The sequence below is a fragment of the Kitasatospora sp. NPDC001540 genome (assembly GCF_042894345.1).
Taxonomy (GTDB): domain Bacteria; phylum Actinomycetota; class Actinomycetes; order Streptomycetales; family Streptomycetaceae; genus Kitasatospora; species Kitasatospora phosalacinea_C.
Genome location: NZ_JBIAVO010000005.1, coordinates 45,733 through 64,963 on the forward strand (window position 1 = coordinate 45,733; position 19,231 = coordinate 64,963).

The 19,231-nt window shown below is 74.4% G+C and carries 20 protein-coding genes; 6 read left to right on the forward strand and 14 right to left on the reverse strand.

Features of this window, described 5'->3' with window-relative positions; genetic code table 11:
* Window positions 1-5: 5 nt before the first annotated feature.
* The 3 genes from ACFY00_RS08655 to ACFY00_RS08665 all read right to left on the reverse strand — a co-directional run bounded on the left by ACFY00_RS08655 (window position 6) and on the right by ACFY00_RS08665 (window position 3,243).
* A complete protein-coding gene (locus ACFY00_RS08655) occupies window positions 6-1,613 on the reverse strand; it encodes a cation acetate symporter (protein WP_388028716.1) in 1,608 nt (535 codons plus the stop codon).
* On the reverse strand, window positions 1,610-1,987 hold the full coding sequence (locus tag ACFY00_RS08660; protein ID WP_388028718.1) for a DUF485 domain-containing protein: 378 nt from the start codon (window positions 1,985-1,987) through the stop codon (window positions 1,610-1,612). The genes ACFY00_RS08655 and ACFY00_RS08660 overlap by 4 nt, the downstream gene beginning before the upstream one ends.
* 212 nt (window positions 1,988-2,199) lie before the next feature.
* On the reverse strand, window positions 2,200-3,243 hold the full coding sequence (locus ACFY00_RS08665; protein WP_388028720.1) for a zinc-dependent alcohol dehydrogenase family protein: 1,044 nt from the start codon (window positions 3,241-3,243) through the stop codon (window positions 2,200-2,202).
* Window positions 3,244-3,375: 132 nt separating this feature from the next.
* Here ACFY00_RS08665 and ACFY00_RS08670 point away from each other — a divergent pair, with 132 nt between their 5' ends.
* Window positions 3,376-4,362 carry a DEDDh family exonuclease gene (locus tag ACFY00_RS08670; RefSeq protein WP_388028722.1) on the forward strand — a complete coding sequence of 329 codons (987 nt, stop codon included), beginning with the start codon at window positions 3,376-3,378 and terminating at the stop codon, window positions 4,360-4,362.
* A gap of 31 nt (window positions 4,363-4,393) precedes the next feature.
* Window positions 4,394-5,188: an SURF1 family protein gene (locus ACFY00_RS08675; protein ID WP_388028723.1), complete on the forward strand. Its 795-nt coding sequence runs from the start codon at window positions 4,394-4,396 to the stop codon at window positions 5,186-5,188.
* Window positions 5,189-5,201: 13 nt separating this feature from the next.
* Here the strand turns inward: ACFY00_RS08675 and ACFY00_RS08680 are convergent, their stop codons facing one another.
* Window positions 5,202-7,481, reverse strand: a complete 2,280-nt coding sequence (locus ACFY00_RS08680; RefSeq protein ID WP_388028724.1) for a SpoIIE family protein phosphatase — start codon at window positions 7,479-7,481, stop codon at window positions 5,202-5,204.
* A gap of 181 nt (window positions 7,482-7,662) precedes the next feature.
* On the opposite strand from ACFY00_RS08680, the gene ACFY00_RS08685 reads away from it, so the two are divergent.
* From ACFY00_RS08685 to ACFY00_RS08695, 3 genes are read left to right on the forward strand one after another with little or no spacing between them, the layout of a single operon-like run.
* Window positions 7,663-8,040: a hypothetical protein gene (locus tag ACFY00_RS08685; protein ID WP_388028726.1), complete on the forward strand. Its 378-nt coding sequence runs from the start codon at window positions 7,663-7,665 to the stop codon at window positions 8,038-8,040.
* A 41-nt stretch (window positions 8,041-8,081) separates the two neighbouring features.
* On the forward strand, window positions 8,082-9,101 hold the full coding sequence (locus ACFY00_RS08690; protein ID WP_388029197.1) for a right-handed parallel beta-helix repeat-containing protein: 1,020 nt from the start codon (window positions 8,082-8,084) through the stop codon (window positions 9,099-9,101).
* Window positions 9,102-9,143: 42 nt separating this feature from the next.
* Window positions 9,144-9,899 carry an SDR family oxidoreductase gene (locus tag ACFY00_RS08695; RefSeq protein ID WP_388028729.1) on the forward strand — a complete coding sequence of 252 codons (756 nt, stop codon included), beginning with the start codon at window positions 9,144-9,146 and terminating at the stop codon, window positions 9,897-9,899.
* A gap of 10 nt (window positions 9,900-9,909) precedes the next feature.
* Here the strand turns inward: ACFY00_RS08695 and ACFY00_RS08700 are convergent, their stop codons facing one another.
* The 10 genes from ACFY00_RS08700 to ACFY00_RS08745 all read right to left on the reverse strand — a co-directional run bounded on the left by ACFY00_RS08700 (window position 9,910) and on the right by ACFY00_RS08745 (window position 18,099).
* Entirely contained in the window at window positions 9,910-11,160 is a 1,251-nt protein-coding gene (locus ACFY00_RS08700; protein WP_388028730.1) for an MFS transporter, read from the reverse strand.
* Window positions 11,161-11,276: 116 nt separating this feature from the next.
* Window positions 11,277-11,912 (reverse strand): alkaline shock response membrane anchor protein AmaP, encoded by a 636-nt coding sequence (locus tag ACFY00_RS08705; RefSeq protein ID WP_388028731.1) that lies wholly within the window; start codon window positions 11,910-11,912, stop codon window positions 11,277-11,279.
* Window positions 11,909-12,577 carry a DUF6286 domain-containing protein gene (locus ACFY00_RS08710; protein WP_388028733.1) on the reverse strand — a complete coding sequence of 223 codons (669 nt, stop codon included), beginning with the start codon at window positions 12,575-12,577 and terminating at the stop codon, window positions 11,909-11,911. The genes ACFY00_RS08705 and ACFY00_RS08710 overlap by 4 nt, the downstream gene beginning before the upstream one ends.
* A complete protein-coding gene (locus ACFY00_RS08715; RefSeq protein ID WP_388028735.1) occupies window positions 12,574-12,906 on the reverse strand; it encodes a hypothetical protein in 333 nt (110 codons plus the stop codon). The genes ACFY00_RS08710 and ACFY00_RS08715 overlap by 4 nt, the downstream gene beginning before the upstream one ends.
* Window positions 12,906-13,097: a hypothetical protein gene (locus ACFY00_RS08720; RefSeq protein ID WP_285735225.1), complete on the reverse strand. Its 192-nt coding sequence runs from the start codon at window positions 13,095-13,097 to the stop codon at window positions 12,906-12,908. Before ACFY00_RS08720 ends, ACFY00_RS08715 begins: the two co-directional genes overlap by 1 nt.
* A 49-nt stretch (window positions 13,098-13,146) precedes the next feature.
* Window positions 13,147-13,629, reverse strand: coding sequence for an Asp23/Gls24 family envelope stress response protein (locus tag ACFY00_RS08725; protein WP_388028736.1), 483 nt, complete (start codon window positions 13,627-13,629; stop codon window positions 13,147-13,149).
* A gap of 155 nt (window positions 13,630-13,784) precedes the next feature.
* Window positions 13,785-14,585 (reverse strand): enoyl-CoA hydratase/isomerase family protein, encoded by an 801-nt coding sequence (locus ACFY00_RS08730; protein WP_388028739.1) that lies wholly within the window; start codon window positions 14,583-14,585, stop codon window positions 13,785-13,787.
* Between the two features lie 253 nt (window positions 14,586-14,838).
* Window positions 14,839-15,072 carry a helix-turn-helix domain-containing protein gene (locus ACFY00_RS08735; protein WP_014138756.1) on the reverse strand — a complete coding sequence of 78 codons (234 nt, stop codon included), beginning with the start codon at window positions 15,070-15,072 and terminating at the stop codon, window positions 14,839-14,841.
* Window positions 15,073-15,447: 375 nt separating this feature from the next.
* Window positions 15,448-17,046: an ABC-F family ATP-binding cassette domain-containing protein gene (locus ACFY00_RS08740; protein ID WP_388028741.1), complete on the reverse strand. Its 1,599-nt coding sequence runs from the start codon at window positions 17,044-17,046 to the stop codon at window positions 15,448-15,450.
* 138 nt (window positions 17,047-17,184) lie between these two features.
* Window positions 17,185-18,099 carry a hypothetical protein gene (locus tag ACFY00_RS08745; protein WP_388028744.1) on the reverse strand — a complete coding sequence of 305 codons (915 nt, stop codon included), beginning with the start codon at window positions 18,097-18,099 and terminating at the stop codon, window positions 17,185-17,187.
* 198 nt (window positions 18,100-18,297) lie between these two features.
* Between ACFY00_RS08745 and ACFY00_RS08750 the strand changes: the two genes are divergently transcribed.
* On the forward strand, window positions 18,298-19,185 hold the full coding sequence (locus ACFY00_RS08750; protein ID WP_388028746.1) for a neutral zinc metallopeptidase: 888 nt from the start codon (window positions 18,298-18,300) through the stop codon (window positions 19,183-19,185).
* Window positions 19,186-19,231 lie beyond the last annotated feature (46 nt).

Here is a 19,231-nt window from a genome sequence, read left to right on the forward strand (position 1 = left end):
CCGCCTCAGTGGGCGCCGAGGCCGGTGAGCGAACGGACCTCCAGTTCAGCGTACTTCGCCGGGTCGGCCTTCTCCCTGGCCAGGTAGGTGCCGATCACACCGGCCAGGAAGCCGACCGGGATGGAGATCAGCCCGGGGTTCTCCAGCGGGAACCAGTCGAAGGAGCTGTCCGGGATCAGCGCCTTGGCGTTGCCGGAGACCACCGGGGAGAAGATCACCAGGCCGACGGAGGTGATCAGGCCCGCGTAGGTGGAGGCGACCGCGCCGGTGGTGTTGAACCGCTTCCAGAACAGCGAGTAGAGCAGGGTGGGCAGGTTGGCGGAGGCGGCGACCGCGAAGGCCAGGGCGACCAGGGCGGCGGCGTTCAGCTTGTCGGCGAAGATCGACAGCAGGATGGCGATCGCGCCGATCGCGACGGCGGCGAACTTGGCGCTGGCGACCTCCTCCTTCTCGGTGGCCTTGCCGCGCCGGATCACGTTGGCGTAGAGGTCGTGGGCGAAGGAGGACGAGGAGGCCAGGGTGAGTCCGGCGACCACGGCCAGGATGGTGGCGAAGGCGACCGCGGAGATCACCGCGAGCAGCACCGCGCCGCCGGTGGTCCCGGCGCCGCCGCCGAGGTGCTCGGCGAGCAGCGGGGCGGCGGTGTTGCCGGACTTGTCGGCGGCGAGCGTCTTGCGGCCGACCAGGGCGGCGGCGCCGAAGCCGAGGGCGAGGGTCATCAGGTAGAAGACGCCGATGATGCCGATCGACCAGAGCACCGACTTGCGGGCGGTGCGCGCGGTGGGGACGGTGTAGAAGCGCACCAGGATGTGCGGCAGGGCGGCGGTGCCGAGGACCAGCGCGATGCCGAGGCTGAGGAAGTTGAGCTTGGTGGTGCCGTTGGTGCCGTACTTGAGGCCGGGCTGCAGGAACTTGTCGCCGCTGCCGCTGGCCTTGGCGGCCGAGCCGAGCAGCTCGGACAGGTTGAAGTGGAACTTGGCGAGCACCAGGACGGTCATCAGCCCGGCGCCGAGGATCAGCAGCACGGCCTTGATGATCTGCACCCAGGTGGTGCCCTTCATGCCGCCGATGACGACGTACAGCACCATCAGCGCGCCGACCGCGACGATCACCCAGCGCTTGGCGGCGTCGCCCTGGGCGCCGAGCAGCAGGGCGACCAGGGAGCCGGCGCCGACCATCTGGGCGAGCAGGTAGAAGATCGACACCACGATGGTGGAGATGCCCGCGGCGGTGCGGACGGGGCGCTGGCGCATCCGGAAGGCCAGCACGTCGGCCATGGTGTAGCGGCCGGAGTTGCGCAGCGGTTCGGCGACCAGCAGCAGGGCGACCAGCCAGGCGACCAGGAAGCCGATGGAGTAGAGGAAGCCGTCGTAGCCGGAGAGCGCGATGGCGCCGGTGATGCCGAGGAAGGACGCGGCGGACATGTAGTCGCCGGAGATCGCCAGGCCGTTCTGGAAGCCGGTGAAGCCGCGGCCGCCCGCGTAGAAGTCGGAGGCGTCGCGGGTGCTGCGGCCGGCCCAGAGGGTGATGCCGAGGGTGGCGAGGACGAACACCCCGAACAGCGACATGATCAGGGTGCGGTGGTCGCCCGCGGAGGTGGCCAGGTGGATCATTCGGCGGCCTCCTCGGCCACGGGGGTGTGGGCGCCGGGCTGGGCGGGCAGCGTGGCGTCGGCGCGGCCGCGGATGACGGCGGCGCGCGGGTCCAGTTGCCGGTCGGCGAACCTGGCGTACCAGGCGGCGATGGCGAAGGTGCTGACGAACTGCAGGATGCCGAGCACCAGCGCGAGGTTGATGTTGCCGACGACCTTGGTGCTCATGAAGCCGGGGGCGTAGCAGCTGAGCAGGACGTACAGCAGGTACCAGAGGACGAATCCGGCCGTGACCGGGAATGCGAAGTTCCGGAAGGAGCTCCTGAGTTGCCGGAACTCCGGTGACTCCTCGATACGTTGGAACGATTCGGGGGCTGTCTCGGGCGGGGGTGCCACGCGGGGACTCCTGACGTCTTCGGTGCGACGGACGATCAGATGGACGTGAGTGACGTCACATTGAGTGCGCTGCATGCTAGATCCAGGAACGGACCCCGAGAAGCTTCCCCACGCGATGTGGCCGAAAACTGATCGGAACACGCCACCGGGGCGGCCGCTTCGCGGCCACCCCGGTGTAATTTTCATTCGATTACCGCTGTCCGGTGGGCGGTTCAGAACGCGATGCGCACCTTCAGCGCCGTCCGCTCGTCCATCGCCCGGTAGCCCTCGGGCACCCCGTCCAGGCCCACCGTGCGGTCGAACACCGCGCCCGGGTCGATCGCGCCGGAGAGCACGTCCGGCAGCAGCTCGGGGATGTACGCCCGGGCCGGGGCGACGCCGCCGCGCAGCTGCACGTTCCGGTTGAACATCTGGCCGATGTCCACGCCCGCGCTGCCGCCGTGCGGCACGCCGACGTAGCCGACCGCGCCGCCGTCCCGGGCGATCGAGATCGCGGTGCGCATCGACTCCTCGGTGCCGACCGCCTCCAGCACGGCGTGCGCGCCCTGCCCGCCGGTCAGCTCGCGCACCGCCTCGACCGCCGCCTCGCCGCGCTCGGGCACCACGTCGGTGGCGCCGAAGGAGCGGGCGATCGCGGTGCGGCCCTCGTGGCGGCCGAGCGCGATGATCCGGCCCGCGCCGAGCCGGTGCGCGGCCAGCACGCCGCACAGCCCGACCGCGCCGTCGCCGACCACCGCGACCGTCGCGCCGGGCCGCACGCCCGCCGAGACCGCCGCGTGGTGCCCGGTGGCCATCACGTCGGACAGCGCCAGCAGCCCGGGCAGCAGCTTCTCGTCCCCGGCCGCCTCCTTGGGCAGCCGCACCAGCGTCCCGTCCGCGAACGGCACCCGGACGGCCTCGCCCTGCCCGCCGTCCGAGCCCGGGGTGCCCCAGAACCCGCCGTGCGGGCAGGAGGTCTGCAGGCCCTCGCGGCAGTACTCGCACACGCCGTCCGACCAGACGAACGGGGCCACCACCAGGTCGCCGACCGCGAAGCCGCGCACCTCGGCGCCGACCTCCTCGACGAAGCCCAGGAACTCGTGCCCGATCCGCTGCCCGGCCTGGCGCTTGGCCACGCCCCGGTACGCCCACAGGTCGCTGCCGCAGATGCAGGCGTTCAGCACCCGCACGACCGCGTCGGTGGGCCGCTCGATCCGCGGATCCGGCACCTCCTCGATCCGGATGTCCTGGGGGCCGTGGATCACGGTGGCGCGCATGAGGGAGTCCTTCGGTGTACGGGTCCCGCGGGTGTCTGCACCCGGGCTTCCCACTGTAAGCCGCCGTTCACGCCCGCTATTCCGAGTGGAGCAGTCCGGGGCCGCCCGCCGCTCCCCGTACAGTGGTGCGTTATGTACGCGCCATTCCCGAACCCGCCGTTCCCGGCACCGCGCACCGGCCCCGGCGGGGGCGACGGGCGCGGCTTCGCGGTGGTCGACGTGGAGACCACCGGTCTCGGCCGCTCCGACCGGGTGATCTCGGCGGGCGTCTACCAGCTCGACCCCGACGGCGAGATCACCGACCACTGGTACACCCTGGTCAACCCCGAACGGGACCCGGGACCGGTCTGGATCCACGGCCTGACCAGCGAGACCCTGGCGGGCGCGCCGACCTTCCCGGAGATCGCCGCCGAGTTCGCCGAGCGGCTGCGCGACCGGGTGCTGGTCGCCCACAACGCGCTGTTCGACTGGAACATGATCTCCCGCGAGTTCTCCCGGGCGGGCCTGCGCGCCCCGGTCGAGCAGCGGCTGTGCACCATGGTGCTGGCCCGCGACCTGCGGCTGCCGCTGCCCAACGGCAAGCTCTCCTCGCTGGCCGCGCACTTCGGCGTGCACCAGCGGCAGGCGCACCACGCGCTGGACGACGCCCGGGTGCTGGCCGAGGTGTTCCGGCCCTCGCTGGAGCTGGCCCGCAGCGGCGGCGTCCCGCTGCCGCTGACCGCCTGCGTGGCCGTCACCGACCTGGGCGAGGACACCGCCGCGCCCGCGGCCCCGGCCCGCGGCTCCTGGAGCTCCTCCTACCGCCCCGGCCGCAAGCGCCCGGCCTGCCCGTACCCGAACCCGGGCCGCTGGACGGACGGCTCGCCGCTGGTGCAGGGCATGCGGGTGGCGATCACCGGCGACACCGCCACCGACCGCGAGCTGCTGGAGGACCGGGCCACCGAGGCCGGGCTGCACATCGCCTCCTCGGTGAGCCGGCTCACCAGCCTGCTGGTCACCAACGAGCCGGGCTCCTGGAGCGGCAAGGCCCGCAAGGCCCGCGAGTACGGCACCCCGGTGGTCGGCGAGGACGCGTTCCTGCAGCTGCTGCGCGAGGTCGCGCCGCACCCCGGTGCCTGACGCGGCGGTAAGGAGGGTTAGCGTGCCGGGTGTGTACCGATTCCTGCTGTCCGTGCGCTGGGCGGTCATCGTCCTGGTGGCCGCGGTGCTGGTCCCCACCATGATCAAGCTGGGCTTCTGGCAGTACCACCGGCACGAGGCCCGGGTCGCCCGCAACGACCTGGTGGCGCGGAACCTGGGCAGCACCCCGGTCGCCTTCGACTCGCTCTCCTCCCCCGGCTGGTCCGTCCCGACCGGCGAGGTGTGGCGCACCGTGACCGCCACCGGCCGCTACGACACCGCGCACGAGGTGGTGATCCGCGGCCGCACCGAGCCCGGCGGCTCCACCATCGGCTACTTCGTGGTCACCCCGCTGGTGCTCGCCGACGGCAGGGGCTCGGTGCTGGTCAACCGCGGCTGGGTGGAGTCCGCCGCGGACGCCGCCAGCATCCCGGACGTCCCGGCCCCGCCGTCCGGCGAGGTCACCGTGACCGGGCGGCTGCGCGCCGACGAGACGTACGCCTCGCTGGGCGTGAAGAACCGCGGCGGGCTGCCGGAGCGGATGTTCAAGGTGATCAACACCGCCGAGCAGGCCAGGTACGCGGGCACCACCGTGCTCGGCGGCTACCTGGAGCTGGCCTCCTCGCAACCCGCCGCGGGCCCCTCCCCCGAGCTGCTCGCCGAGCCCGGCCACTCCGACATCGGCCCGCACATGGCGTACGCCGTCCAGTGGTGGCTGTTCACCGGGCTGATCCCGGTCGGCCTGGTGGTGCTGGCCCGCCGCGAGGCCAAGCAGAACGCCGCGGCCCCGGCGCGGTCGTCGGAGCTCGTCGGCGCCACCGGCTGAGCGGCGGGGGCCGTCAGGCGGGCCCCAGCGGCTGCTCGGCCCAGATGGTCTTGCCGCCCCGGGTGTAGCGGCTGCCCCACCGCTCGGTCAGCTGGGCGACCAGGTACAGGCCGCGGCCGCCCTCGTCGGTGAGCCGGGCCCGGCGCATCCGCGGCTGGGTGGAGCTCGGGTCGGAGACCTCGCAGGTCAGCACCGAGGAGCGGATCAGCCGCACCACCACCGGCCCGCCCGCGTACCGGATCGCGTTGGTGACCAGCTCGCTGAGCACCAGCTCGGTGGTGAACACCAGCGCCTCCAGCCCCCACTCCTCCAGCGTCCGGGTGGCGGCCTCGCGGACCCCGGCGACGGCGGACGGGTCGGCGTCGATGGTCCACACCGCGGTGTCGGCGGCCGGGACGGGGTGCAGCCGGGCCAGCAGCAGCGTGACGTCGTCGCTGAGCCCGGCGGTGGACATCTCCGCGACGATCGCCCGCCCGGCCGCGGCCAGGTCGCCGTCGAGGTCGGCCTCGCCGAGCCGGACGGCCAGCTGGGCCATGCCCTCGTCCAGGTCGCCGCCGCTGCCGCCCTCGATCAGCCCGTCGGTGTACAGCGCCAGCACGCTGCCCGCGCGCAGCGCGCACTCGGCCGTCTCGAACGGCAGCCCTCCGACGCCGAGCGGCGGACCCGGGTTGACCCGCAGGTACTCGACCCGGCCGCCGGGGTGGACCAGGGCGGGCGGCGGGTGCCCGGCGCTGGCGGCCTGGCAGATCCCGGAGACCGGGTCGTAGACGGCGTACACGCAGGTCGCCCCGGAGGGGTCGGCGACGCCGCGTTCGCGCTCCTCCTCGCTGCCCTCGACGACCAGCTGGGAGACCAGGTCGTCCAGGTGCACCAGCAGTTCGTCGGGCTCCAGGTCGAGGTCGGCCAGGGTGCGCACCGCGGTGCGCAGCCGGCCCATGGTGGCGCTGGCCTGCAGCCCGTGGCCGACCACGTCCCCGGCGACCAGGGCGACCCGGGCGCCGGAGAGCGGGATGACGTCGAACCAGTCGCCGCCGACGCCGGTCGCGGTGTCGGTGGGACGGTAGACGCTGGCGGTGGTGGCGGCGGGCACCACGGTCTCGGCGGGCGGCAGCAGCGAGCGCTGCAGGCCGACGGCGGCCCGGTGCTCGCGGGTGTAGCGGCGGGCGTTGTCCAGGGCGAGCGAGGCCCGGGCGGCGATCTCCCGCAGCAGCTCGAGGTCCTCCGCCTCGTACGAGCCCTCCTCCGGGCGGCGACGGACGGTGACCCGGCCGAGCGGGCCGCCGCGGGCCTGCAGCGGGGCGCTCATCGACAGCGACCCGGCGGCGGCGGGGCCGCCGAGGCGTTCGTCGCCCAGCGGGCCGAGCGGGCGGGCGTCGGGGCCGGGCTGGCCCGCGGTGGCGGTGCGGCGGACGGCCAGCAGCCCGTCGGCGCCGGGCACCGGGTCGTCGCCGGTGAAGACGGCCTCGGCGATGTCCACCTCGGCGCGGCTGCCGAGGCCGGGCACCAGGACCCCGGCCAGGTCCTCGGCGGTGCCGGCCACCGAGAGCGAGCCGCCGACGGCGGCGGTGGCCCGGTGCAGCACGTCGGCGCGCCGCCGGTAGCGGTGCAGTTCGGTGACGTCGCCGAACAGCGCGGTCACCCCGATCAGCGTCCCGTCGGGGGCCTGCAGCCGGAACGCCTGCACCTCCATGACCACGGCCGGGCCGGGGTCGTCCAGGGTGCGGATCGGCAGTTCGGCCCGCACCACCGGCTCCCCGCTGGCCAGCACGCCGCGCAGCACCGCCTCGGCGGCCGCGGCGTCCTCCGGCTGCAGGAAGTCGCCGAGCCGGTGCCCGGCCAGGTGCGCGGGCAGGCCGGTGTACGGGAGCAGGTGGGTGTTGGTGCGCAGCAGCCGCAGGTCGGTGTCGAAGAAGGCCAGGCCGAGCCGGTCCTGCAGGAACAGCTCCCGGGTGAACGCCTCGTCCTGGCGCCGCCGGGCGACGGTGTCGGCGGGGGTGGCCAGCACCAGGGCGCGGACCTCGCCGTGCTCGCCGGCCAGCGGCAGCACCTGGTAGGCGACCTCCAGCGTGCCGCCGTCGCCGGTGCGCAGCCGGACCTCGCCGGTCCGCCTGCCGAGGGCCCGGGCGTCGCCCGCGCCGTCGGCCAGCAGGTCGGCGGCGGGGCGGCCGGTGACCTGGGCGGCGGGCAGGCCGAGCAACTGCTCGGCGGCGGAAGTCCAGCCCACGACGCGTCCGTCGCCGTCGACCAGGGCCGCCGCGACGCCGTCGATGTTCGGCAACCGCCGACTGTCCATGCGCTGCACCTCGGGTGGGTGGTCCGGTTCCCCCATCTTCGGACGGTTCCCGGCGTCGCGCCATTGACGCCCGGTCGGAGGTCCGGCCCGCGCACGCCCATTGACTCCCCGCAATGGTCTAGTCCAGATTGGCCGTGCACCCGCCCCGCACCGCTCTTCCCCCCACACCGGAGCGACCGTCATGACCCACCGCCCCCACCGCGGCGCCGCCGCGGCCGGCGCCCTCGCCCTGGGCTCGGCCGTCCTCGCGCTGCTGCCCGCCCAGGCCGGCGCGGCCACCGAACTCCTCGTCAACGGCGGCTTCGAGTCCGCCGCGCTCTCCCCCTGGACGTGCGCCGGCACCGCCGCCACCACCACCTCCGCCCCGCACTCCGGCACCGCCGCGCTGACCGCCGCCCCCGGCGCCGCGGACCTCGCCCCGTGCACCCAGAGCGTCGCCGTCCAGCGGCCTCCGGCACCGGCGTGTCCACCTCCACCTGGGCGAACGCCCCCGGCTGGACGCAGCTCACCCGCACCTTCACCACCGGCCCGGGCACCACCCGGGTCACCGTCGCGCTGAGCGGCTGGTACGGCAGCCCCTACCAGGCCGACGACGTCTCGCTGACCGCCACCGGCGCCGCCCCGACCTCGCCCGCGCCCACCTCCGCCCCGCCCTCCTCGGCCTCCCCCTCGCCCTCCGCGCCGGTCAGCACCCCCGGCCAGAACGACGCCACCCTCTCCCCGCCCCCGGCGAACACCGTCCGGGTCTCCACCGCCAAGGAGCTCCAGGCCGCGCTGAGCGCCGCCGTCCCCGGCCGCACCATCCAGCTCGCCGACGGCACCTACACCGGCAACTTCAAGATCACCACGGCGGGCACGGCCACCGCCCGGATCACCCTGACCGGCTCCCCGAACGCCGTCCTCACCACCTCCACCGGCGGCGGCTACGGCCTCTCGCTGGCAGGCGCCCCGTACTGGACCGTCCAGGGCATCACCGTCACCAACGCCCAGAAGGGCATCGTGGTCGACGCCTCGGACCACGTGGTGCTCGACGGGGTGACGGTCCACCACACCACCATGGAGGGCGTGCACTTCCGCAACTCCTCCAGCTACGGCGTGCTGCGCGGCTCCACCGTGCACGACACCGGCACCGCCCACGACGGCAAGGGCGAGGGCGTGTACGTCGGCACCGCCAACACGCTCACCGACCACAGCGACCACGTGCAGATCCTGAACAACACCATCGGCCCGAACATCGGCGGCGAGAACGTCGACCTCAAGGAGGGCACCACCGGCGGCCTGGTCTCCGGCAACCGCTTCGACGGCAACGGCCTGACGAACGTCAACTACGACGACTCCTGGGTCGACGTGAAGGGCAACGGCTACGTCATCGAGAACAACACCGGCGTGCACACCCTGAACGACGGCTACCAGACCCACACCCAGCAGCCCGGCTGGGGCTGCGGCACCGTCTTCCGCGGCAACGCCTCCGACCTGACCGGCGCCACCGGCAGCAACCCCGCCAAGTACGCGATCGACGTCACCAACTACGACGCCACCGCCTGCCCCGTCACCGTCACCGCCGACAACACCGTCACCGGCCCCGCCGCCCTCACCAACCCCGGCGTCCCGGTGGGCTGACCCGCCGTCCGGGATCCATGCCGACCGGCGAGAATGGTCGGCATGGATCTCGGACTCAAGGACAAGGTGTACGTGGTCACCGGCGCGACCCGGGGACTCGGCCACGCCACCGCGCGGCAACTGGTCGCCGAAGGCGCCAAGGTGGTCGTCACCGGCCGCACCCAGGCGGCGGCCACCGCCGCCGCCGACGCCCTCGGCGAGGGGGCGCACGGCGTCGGCGCGGACAACGCCGACCCGGCCACCCCGCAGCGCCTGGTCGACGCCGCCCGGAGCCGCTTCGGCGGCTTCGACGGCATCCTGATCAGCGTCGGCGGCCCCAGCGCGGGCCCGGTCGCCTCCGCCACCGACGAGGCCTGGCGCACCGCGTTCGACTCCGTCTTCCTCGGCGCCCTCCGGCTGGCCCGCACCGCCGCCGAACACCTCCCCGCCGGGGGCGTCATCGCCTTCGTGCTCTCCACCTCGGTCCGCCAGCCCATCCCCGGCCTCGGCATCTCCAACGGCCTGCGCCCCGGCCTCGCGATGGCCGCCAAGACCCTCGCCGACGAACTCGGCCCCCGCGGCATCCGCGTCCTCGGCCTGCTCCCCGGCCGCATCGACACCGACCGCGTCCGCGAACTCGACGCCCTCGCCCCCGACCCCGCCGCCGCCCGCGAAACGGCCGCCGCCACCATCCCGCTGCGCCGCTACGGCACCCCCGAGGAGTTCGGCCGCACCGCCGCCTTCCTGCTCTCCCCCGCCGCCTCCTACCTCACCGGCCTGATGCTCCCCGTCGACGGCGGCGCCACCCGCGGCCTGTAGGAAGCCGGGGTCACGCGGTCCCCCGCGCCCCCGCCCGTTCGCTCCCCGCCCCGAACACCTCCCCGTGCCGGTGGCGGCGGAACGCGGGCTGGGCCAGCGCGAGGGCGACCGTCAGGGCGATGACCGTGCCCGCGGCGGGGAAGAACGGGGCCGGGCCGAGGCGGTGGACGGCGAGGCCCGCGAGGGCGACGGAGACCGGGAAGGAGCCGGTGACGGCGAGCATCACCATGCTCATCACCCGGCCGAGCAGCCGCGCGGGCGTCCAGGTCTGCAGCATGGTCACGGCGACGATGTTCTGCCAGCCGCTGGCCACGCTGTACACCGCGATGCACGCGCCCGCCCCGACCACCCCGCCCGCGTACGGCACGCCCGCCAGGCCGAGGCCCATCACCGCGGCGAGGGCGGCGAACAGCCGGGCGGGCTGCCGCGCGGGCCGGGCCCTGGCGGCGATCGCCGAGCCGGCCAGCGAGCCGATGCCGAGGACGGTCAGCAGGGCGCCGTAGTCGGCCGGTCCGAGGTCGCGGTGGGCCCAGTCGGGCAGCGCGACCTCCATGGTGCCGTTGAAGGCGAGGTTGCAGACCAGGGCGACGACCATCACCACGTGCAGCAGCCGTCCGCGCCGCAGCACCTCGGCGAACCCCGACCCCTCCCCGCCCGGGGCGGCCCCCTCCGTGCGCTCCGCCGTCCGGCCCGGGCGCAGCCCGACCAGCACGGCGGCCGACAGCGCGAAGGACCCGGCGTCGACCAGCAGCGCGGGCGTGGAACCCCACAACGCGACCAGCAGCCCGCCGAACGAGGGGCCGAGCACGCCGCCGAGCTGGTTGGCCATCGTGGAGAGCGCGTTGCCGCGGCCGAGCTGCCCGGCCGGGAGCAGCGCGGGCAGCAGGGTGTACGAGGCGGGCAGGAAGAGCCCGGAGCCGACGCCCAGCAGCAGGGCGGGCAGGACCAGCGCGAGCGCCCCCGGCGCCCCGGCCGCGGAGGCCGCGGCGAGCGCGGCCACGGCGGCGGCCCGGACGACGTCCGCGCCGAGCATGATCCGGCGGCCGCCCCAGCGGTCGGCGAGGACGCCGCCGAGCGGGATGGTGGCGGCCCGGGCCACGCCGTAGCAGGCCAGTACAGTGCCGAGCAGGGCCGTCCCGCCGCGGCCGCCCAGCACCAGCCAGGGCAGGGCGACGGCGTAGCAGCAGTCGCCCAGCATCGAGGCGAGCTGCCCGGCCACCAGCAGCCGGAACCCGGGTATCCGCAGCGGACCGTCTGGCACCCCGACCCCCCTGACCGCGCGCCGACTTGGCGAATGGTCAGTAACCGTACCGCTCCCTCCCGGGTGGTACCGGCCCGTTGCCCGAAGTGGGGGCCGCCCGCTCCGGTCCGCGGCCTTCAGCGCACCCGCGGGGCCTTCTTGTGGGACCGCTCCCTGCGGGCCTTGGCGCCGCGCAGGCGCAGTTGGGCGGGCAGCGCGGTCAGGCCCAGGGAGCGGCGGGCGTGCTCGACCGGGCCGGTGCGGTAGGCGGTGACCACGGCGCCGGTGTCGGCGCCGGGGGCCAGCCGCACGGCGGTGTGCACCTCGGGGCGGCGGGCCGCGCCGGTGACCCTGGCGGTGACCCGCTCGACGTCCGGGAGGGCGACCGTCTCGGCCTCGATCGCCTCCTCGACGGCCCGGCTGCGCACGTGCAGCGCGAAGTGCGGTTCGCCGGGCGCCGCGGGCGAGGGCAGGTCGACCCCGGCGGGGCCGCCCCGGCGCAGTTGGGAGAACAGCCACCACAGGCAGCCGACGATCACCAGCGCGGGGACGGCGATCGCCACCGGCCACCACCAGTCGCGGTCGCTCCAGCGGGTGCGGCTGGCCGTGCTGAGCACCGGTTGGTCGGGCGAGGTGAGCGGCCACCAGTGGGGCGGGGTGACGCCGAGGTGCCGGTAGGCGTCGAGCCCGCCGAGCAGCACCAGCGCTCCGCCGACCAGCAGGCCGAGTCCGACCAGGGCCAGGATGGTGCGGTTGACGGTGCGTCGGCTCATCGGGGCGGCTCCAGCTCGGCAAGTTCCCGGCGGTGGTGGCGTTCGTGCAGCGGCTTGGTGCGGACGTCCAGCCGGTGCGGGGCGGCCAGCGGGATGCGGGCCAGCTCGGCCCGCAGCTCGCGCTCCGCGCCGGCCGGGTCGGTGGCGCCGGTCAGGGTGACCCGGGTGCGCCGACGGCCGACCTTCACCTGCCAGGAGTGCACGTCGGAGCGCTGCTGGGCGCGCCGGGCGATCAGCGCGGCGACGGCCCTGCGGTGGATCGCCGCCCCGCGCGGCTCCAGCGCGAGCCAGCCGCGCAGGCCGCGGGCGAACGCCAGCCACAGCAGCAGCAGGCCGAGCACGACCGTGCCGCCCGCGATGCCGAGCACCCACGGGTCGTCCAGGTGCCGGGTGGCGAGCTGCTTCGACAGTTCCCGCCGCCACGGCCTGGCCTGCCCGCCCGCCCGCACCGCCACCACGTCGTACAGCAGCGTTCCGGCCGCCACCAGCAGCACCGCCACCACCAGCACGGTCGGCACCGTCCGCCGGGAGCGCAGCCACCGTCCGGCCCGGCGCCGCCTGCCGCCCACCTCGCTCGGCCCGCTCCCGTGCACCGACTCCGGTACGGGCTCCGCCGCGGGCCCGGGCTCGGGCTCGGGCGCGGCCCCCGGCTGCGGCCCGCTCATCCGGCGACCGCCGGGTGCAGGCGGTCCACGATCACGTCCGCCCCGGTCACCGGCGTGCCGGTGAGTTCGGTGACGGTGCGGCAGGCCGCGTCGCGCGCCGTGCGGGCGAGGGTGCCCACGTCGGACGGGAACGGCAGCTCCAGGTGCAGCGTCAGCCGGACCCGGCCGTGCGAGAGGAGCGCCGAGACCTTCGGGTACGGACCCGACCCCGGCCGGCCCTGCCAGGCCGGGGCGAGCGCGTCGGCGGCGGCGCGGGCCGCGATCCGTCGGTACACCCGGTCCGCGACCCGCTCGCCGCCGCGCTGCGCGACCACCCCCGGCTGGGCCATCAGCGCCGCCGGTCCCGGCCGCGCAGCAGGTCGCCGAGGTCACCGAGTTCGATGTCCCCTTCGATCAGCCGCCCGACCACGAAGCCCACCGCCCCGAGCGCCGCCACCAGCAGGAACGCACCGAACCCGCCGAAGTAGCCGGCGAAGCCCAGGGCCATGCCCGTGAGCAAGCCCATCAACGCCAGGTTCATCCACTGCTCCTTCGCGATCCTGCTGCTCGGCACTCCGGACGGTCACAACTCACTGCACGCGGGGACGCTTGCCGGAGGACTGGGAGTCCTCCTCCTCGTCCTCGTCGGGGTCGTCGGGCAGGTGGACGTCGTTCACGGAGATGTTCACCTCGACCACCTCCAGGCCGGTCATCCGCTCGACGGCCTCGATGATGTTCGCCCGGACCTCGGAGGCCAGCCTGGGGATCACCACTCCGTACTCGACCACCAGCGCGATGTCGATGGCGGCCTGCTTCTCGCCGACCTCCGCCTTGATCCCGCGTCCGACACCGGACTTCGAACTCGAACCCGGCACCCGGTCCCGCATCGCCCCGAAGGTCCGGGAGAACCCCGAACCCAGGGCGTGGATGCCCGAGACCTCCCGGGCCGCCATGCCGGCGATCTTCTCCACCACGCCGACGGCGAGGGAGGTGCTGCCGCGTTCACCGGCCGGCCGCTTCTCCGGCGCGTCCTTCTGCAGGTCCGCGGGGGTGGGGGTGTGGGGCTGCGTCATCTCGGGTCTCCTGACGTTTCGACACCAGCTATATCGCAAATCACCCCTAACCTGACATTGCGCCACGCGAGCCGCACCACAAGTACGTACAGACAGGTGGGGGCGCACTCCGATCGGAGTACGCCCCCACCTGACCGCCCCGGCCGCTCGCGCCGTCAGCGGCCCGCGAGGTCGCGGAGGCGGCGGGCCTGCGCCTCGCGCTCCGCGGCGCGCTGCTGGTCGTAGGTGCGGTCGATGGCGCCGCGGAGCAGGGCCTTGGTCTCGATGACGGCGCTGCGGGGGGCGGCGAGGAGGGCGGCGGCCAGGTCGGCGGCGGCGGCGGCCAGGTCGGTCGCGGGGACGGCGAGGTTGGCCAGGCCGGTGGCGACGGCCTCCTCGGCGCCGACCCGGCGGCCGGTGGCGCAGATCTCCAGGGCGCGGGCGTAGCCGACGAGTTCGGTGAGGGGCTTGGTGCCGGTGAGGTCGGGGACCAGGCCGAGGGAGGTCTCCTTCATGGCGAACTGGACGTCCTCGGCGACGATCCGCAGGTCGCAGGCGAGGGCGAGCTGGAAGCCCGCGCCGACGGCGTGGCCCTGGACGGCGGCGATGCTGACCAGGTCGTTGCGGCGCCACCAGGTGAAGGCCTCCTGGTAGAAGGCGATGGTGGCGTCGAGCTCGGCGTCGGCGGAGGCGGCGAGCTGCAGGAAGCCGGTCTCGCCGGGGATGCCCTCGGGGGTGAACATGGCGCGGTCGAGGCCGGCCGAGAAGGAGCTGCCCTCGCCGCGGAGCAGGACGACCCGGACGCTGCCGGGCAGGGCGCGGCCGACGGCGGCCAGGGCGCGCCACATCGCGGGGGTCTGGGCGTTGCGGCGGGCGGGGTCACAGAGGGTGACGGTGGCGAGTTCGCCGTCGAGGTCGAGGCGGACGCCCGCCTTCTCCCACTCGGTGCGGTCGGCGTCGGGGATGTCGGTGGTCATGGCGGGCTACCTTCCAGCGGCGGGGCGGGGCGCCCGCCGACCCCCGACGGGCTACTGGAGGGTAACAAAGGCTCCGGCGCGCGTACAGGCACCTTCGCGGGCCGCCGCGACCGGACCCGGAAACGACGGTCGGCGGCTCGGGGGGAACCCGGCCGCCGATCCGTTGTGGAGCGTCGTGCATGGCGAGCAGCGTGCTGGTGTGCCGTGGGCGGCCGGGGCTGCTCGGGTGCCGCCCGCCCGGGGTGACGGACCGTCAGGAACCGGCGGCGGCAGCGGCCTTGCCCTTGCCGCGGGTGGCACCGCCGCGACCCCGGAGGTTGACCCCGGACTCGCTGAGCATCCGGTGGACGAACCCGTAGGACCGGCCCGTCTCCTCCGCGAGGGCCCGAATGCTCGCCCCGGAGTCGTACTTCTTCTTGAGATCGGCCGCGAGCTTCTCACGCGCGGCACCTGTTACCCGGCTGCCCTTTTTCAGAGTCTCGGCCACCCGTGCCTCCTCGTAGAGGTGATCGGTCAGATTCCCATGATCACCCATTGCCCCGTTCATGGCCACCCATTCGACAAGGTCCGTCACGGGAAAGCGGGCGCGAGTGGTGGTGCGCGCTCTGCACCAGGGCGCTCACGGAGGGTGTGCACGCCCCTCCCGGAATCGCCCCGGTGGGCGAATCCGCTGATCAGCCCGGACCGTCAGCGGGCAAACCGCGCACCCCGGCGCGGGACCCCGCGGCCCCGCCCCCGGGGCGGCCGGGGTCGACGGGGGACGAGTTCCCCTCGTACCGACGACGGACCCCGCGTCTACCCGCGAGGTCCGTGCGGTGGCCCTGAGCGGGCCCTGAGCGGGCCGGGAGGCGGCCGGGCGGGGTCAGGCCAGCGAGACCAGGTCGTGGTAGGCGGGGCTCCACAGGTCCTCGACGCCGTCGGGCAGCAGGATGATCCGCTCCGGCTGGAGCGCCTCGACCGCGCCCTCGTCGTGGGTGACCAGGACGACCGCGCCGCTGAACGAGTGCAGCGCGCCGAGGATCTCCTCGCGGCTGGCCGGGTCCAGGTTGTTGGTCGGCTCGTCGAGCAGCAGCACGTTCGCGCTGGAGACCACCAGGGTGGCCAGCGCGAGCCGGGTCTTCTCGCCGCCGGAGAGCACCCCGGCCGGCTTGTCCACGTCGTCGCCGGAGAACAGGAAGGAGCCGAGGATCTTGCGGATCTGCACCAGGTCGGTGTCCGGCGCGGCGGAGCGCATGTTCTCCAGCACGCTGCGCTCGGGGTCGAGCGTCTCGTGCTCCTGCGCGTAGTAGCCGATCTTCAGGCCGTGGCCCGGGATCACCTCGCCGGTGTCCGGCTTCTCCACGCCCGCCAGCATCCGCAGCAGGGTGGTCTTGCCCGCGCCGTTCAGGCCCAGCACCACGACCCGGGAGCCGCGGTCGATCGCCAGGTCGACGTCGGTGAAGATCTCCAGCGAGCCGTACGACTTGGACAGGCCGGACGCCGTCAGCGGGGTCTTGCCGCACGGGGCCGGGTCCGGGAAGCGCAGCTTGGCGACCCGGTCGGACTGGCGGACCTGCTCCAGGCCGGAGAGCAGCTTCTCGGCGCGGCGGGCCATGTTCTGCGCGGCGACCGTCTTGGTGGCCTTGGCCCGCATCTTGTCGGCCTGCGCGTTGAGCGTGGCGGCCTTCTTCTCCGCGTTGGCGCGCTCGCGCTTGCGGCGCTTCTCGTCGTCCTCGCGCTGCTGCTGGTACTGCTTCCAGCCCATGTTGTAGATGTCGATCGCGGAGCGGTTGGCGTCCAGGTAGAAGACCTTGTTGACGACCGTCTCGACCAGGTCGACGTCGTGCGAGATGACGATGAAGCCGCCCTTGTAGGTCTTCAGGAAGTCCCGCAGCCAGGCGATCGAGTCCGCGTCGAGGTGGTTGGTGGGCTCGTCGAGCAGCAGGATGTCGGCGTCCGAGAACAGGATCCGGGCCAGCTCGACGCGGCGGCGCTGACCGCCGGAGAGGGTGTGCAGCGGCTGGCCGAGGATGCGGTCGGGCAGGCCCAGCGCGGCGGCGATGGTGGCGGCCTCGGCCTCGGCGGCGTACCCGCCCTTGGTGAGGAACTCGGTCTCCAGCCGGGCGTACTTCTTCATCGCGTTGTCGCGGGTGGCGCCCTTGCCGTTGGCCATCCGCTCCTCGTTCTCGCGCATCTTCTTCAGCACGGTGTCGAGGCCGCGGGCGGAGAGGATGCGGTCCCGGGCCAGGACGTCGAGGTCGCCGGTGCGCGGGTCCTGCGGGAGGTAGCCGACCTCGCCGGAGGAGGTGACCGTGCCGCCCGCCGGGAGGCCCTCGCCGGCCAGCACCTTCGTCAGCGTGGTCTTGCCCGCGCCGTTGCGGCCGACCAGGCCGATCCGGTCGCCCGGGGCGATCCGGAAGCTGGCGGACTCGATCAGGATGCGGGCACCGGCACGAAGCTCCAGGGCGTTCGCGGAAATCATGGCTGGGGTCTCTCCTCGACGTGGGTATGGCACTCAGCCATTGGGACCAAGTCTACGGGAGGGCGGGAAAGCCTTTTCTCGACGGCGGCACCGCGGACCCGGCCCGGGCGGCAGCGGGTGCCGACCGGGCCGGGGCGGTCACTTCGCGCAGGCCGTCCGGGCCGCCGCGAACGGGGCGTCGTCGGCGCCGCAGGCGGCCTCGCGGCCGCCCAGCGTGGTGTCGTACACCCACGTGCCGATCACCGGGCCGTCCTCGACCGCGACGCGGTGGCCGTCCAGCGGGCGCATCACCACGTCGGGGCCGGTGTTGAGGAAGTTGCCGTGGTCGGTGAGCGAGAACACCATGACGCCGCCCGGCAGTTGGCGGGCCCCGGCGCCGCTGGTGGACGGGCACAGCCGCGGGACGAGCACCGCGTCGTCGGTCTCCGCGGTGCGCAGCGGGGAGAAGGTGCAGCCCGCCGGGGGGCGGGAGTTGAAGCGCAGGTCGCCGTCGCGCTCGCGGAAGCCCATCAGCAGGCTCGGGGTGACCACCGTCACGAAGGCGTCGTTGACCCGGTCCGCGGACGGGTGCAGGGCCTCGGCGGCGCGCTGGGCCATCAACTGCTTGCGCTGCTCCTCGGTGCGGCCCTCCGCGCCCGGCTCGCCGTCGGCGCGCAGCCAGTCGGCCAGGCCGGGGACGCTGCGGTGCCAGCGCACCGAGTGGTCGCCGGTGTCCACCGCGGTGACCATGCCGTCGTCCCAGACCACCACCACGTCCTCGCCGACCGGGGTGAGGCGCAGCGCGGTCGCGCCCTCGCGCCGGTAGGACCACAGGCGCTCGCCGCTGGTCCGCGAGAAGGCCTCCACGCCGGGGCCCACCTTGAAGTCGGTCTGCTCCGCGGTGGTCGACTGCGCGCTGACCGGGCTGGCGTCCGACGCCCCGGCGACCACCCGGTCGCCGAACGGCTCGGGACGGTTGGCGTGGGCCGCGGCACCGGCCGCGAGGACCAGCAGGACAGCGGCGGCGGGCAGGACCGAACGGGGCGACAGGCTTCTCAGCGGGTTGAAGGACACGGCCGGAGTTTATCCGGCGGGCACTGACAGGACCGCCGGGTTTACCGCCCGGCGAATCCCGGCGTGTCCCAGGTCCAGACCTTTATCCACCGCTGACGCGACCCGGCGCGACCTGCGCCGTCGCGCGGACCGCACATGCTCCCGGCCGGTTAGGGTACGCGTTCGGTGGCCCACGGACTGTTACAGAGGTGAGACGGAATGCAGTTCGACGACGACGCGGAACTCGATGCCTCGCAGGTCCAGGACCGGCGCGGCATCCCCGGCGGCGGTCTGACCGTCGGCGGCGGTGTGATCGGCCTGCTCGGCCTGCTCGCGGCCCTGCTGTTCGGGGTGGACCCCGGGCTGTTCGGCGCCGCCGACCAGCCCGCCGCGCCCCCGGTCGGCCAGGCCACCAGCTCCGCCCAGCTGGACTCCGCCTGCCGGACCGGCGCGGACGCCAACCGGCGGCAGGACTGCCGGGCCCTGGCCGTGGTCAACAGCGTCCAGGCGTACTGGCAGGGCGAGTTCGCCGCCCGCGGCCGCAGCTACGCCCCGGCCGCCGCCGTGCTGTTCACCGACCGGGTCGCCACCGCCTGCGGCACCGCGACCTCCGCGGTCGGCCCGTTCTACTGCCCCGGCGACCGCAAGGCCTACTTCGACCTCGGCTTCTTCGACGACATGGGTCGCCAACTCGGCGCCCAGGGCGGGCCGTTCGCCGAGGCGTACGTGGTCGCGCACGAGTACGGGCACCACGTGCAGAACCTGCTGGGCACCACCGCCAAGGTCGGCGGCGACCGGCAGGGCGCGGACAGCGCCTCGGTGAAGCTGGAGCTGCAGGCCGACTGCTACGCGGGGGTATGGGCGCACCACGCCACCACCACCCCGCAGCCGTCCACCGGGCGGCCGCTGATCACCCAGCTGACCGACCGGGACATCGCCCTGGCGCTGGACGCCGCCGGATCGGTGGGCGACGACCGGATCCAGCAGCGGGCCACCGGGCGCACCAATCCGGAGACCTGGACGCACGGCTCCTCGGCGCAGCGGCAGCAGTGGTTCACCACCGGCTACCGCAGCGGCGACATGACGAAGTGCGACACCTTCGGCTGACCGGCCCCCGGGGTGACCCGTTGGAGTGAAACGGGGCATTTACGAC

Excerpts from the sequence above, each read along its gene's own strand:
- ACFY00_RS08655 (WP_388028716.1), bottom strand. The coding sequence starts at position 1,613 with ATGATCCACCTGGCCACCTCCGCGGGCGACCACCGCACCCTGATCATG.
- ACFY00_RS08665 (WP_388028720.1), bottom strand. The coding sequence starts at position 3,243 with ATGCGCGCCACCGTGATCCACGGCCCCCAGGACATCCGGATCGAGGAG.
- ACFY00_RS08670 (WP_388028722.1), top strand. The coding sequence starts at position 3,376 with ATGTACGCGCCATTCCCGAACCCGCCGTTCCCGGCACCGCGCACCGGC.
- ACFY00_RS08680 (WP_388028724.1), bottom strand. The coding sequence starts at position 7,481 with ATGGACAGTCGGCGGTTGCCGAACATCGACGGCGTCGCGGCGGCCCTG.
- ACFY00_RS08685 (WP_388028726.1), top strand. The coding sequence starts at position 7,663 with ATGACCCACCGCCCCCACCGCGGCGCCGCCGCGGCCGGCGCCCTCGCC.
- ACFY00_RS08695 (WP_388028729.1), top strand. The coding sequence starts at position 9,144 with ATGGATCTCGGACTCAAGGACAAGGTGTACGTGGTCACCGGCGCGACC.
- ACFY00_RS08705 (WP_388028731.1), bottom strand. The coding sequence starts at position 11,912 with ATGAGCCGACGCACCGTCAACCGCACCATCCTGGCCCTGGTCGGACTC.
- ACFY00_RS08710 (WP_388028733.1), bottom strand. The coding sequence starts at position 12,577 with ATGAGCGGGCCGCAGCCGGGGGCCGCGCCCGAGCCCGAGCCCGGGCCC.
- ACFY00_RS08715 (WP_388028735.1), bottom strand. The coding sequence starts at position 12,906 with ATGGCCCAGCCGGGGGTGGTCGCGCAGCGCGGCGGCGAGCGGGTCGCG.
- ACFY00_RS08720 (WP_285735225.1), bottom strand. The coding sequence starts at position 13,097 with ATGAACCTGGCGTTGATGGGCTTGCTCACGGGCATGGCCCTGGGCTTC.
- ACFY00_RS08725 (WP_388028736.1), bottom strand. The coding sequence starts at position 13,629 with ATGACGCAGCCCCACACCCCCACCCCCGCGGACCTGCAGAAGGACGCG.
- ACFY00_RS08730 (WP_388028739.1), bottom strand. The coding sequence starts at position 14,585 with ATGACCACCGACATCCCCGACGCCGACCGCACCGAGTGGGAGAAGGCG.
- ACFY00_RS08740 (WP_388028741.1), bottom strand. The coding sequence starts at position 17,046 with ATGATTTCCGCGAACGCCCTGGAGCTTCGTGCCGGTGCCCGCATCCTG.
- ACFY00_RS08750 (WP_388028746.1), top strand. The coding sequence starts at position 18,298 with ATGCAGTTCGACGACGACGCGGAACTCGATGCCTCGCAGGTCCAGGAC.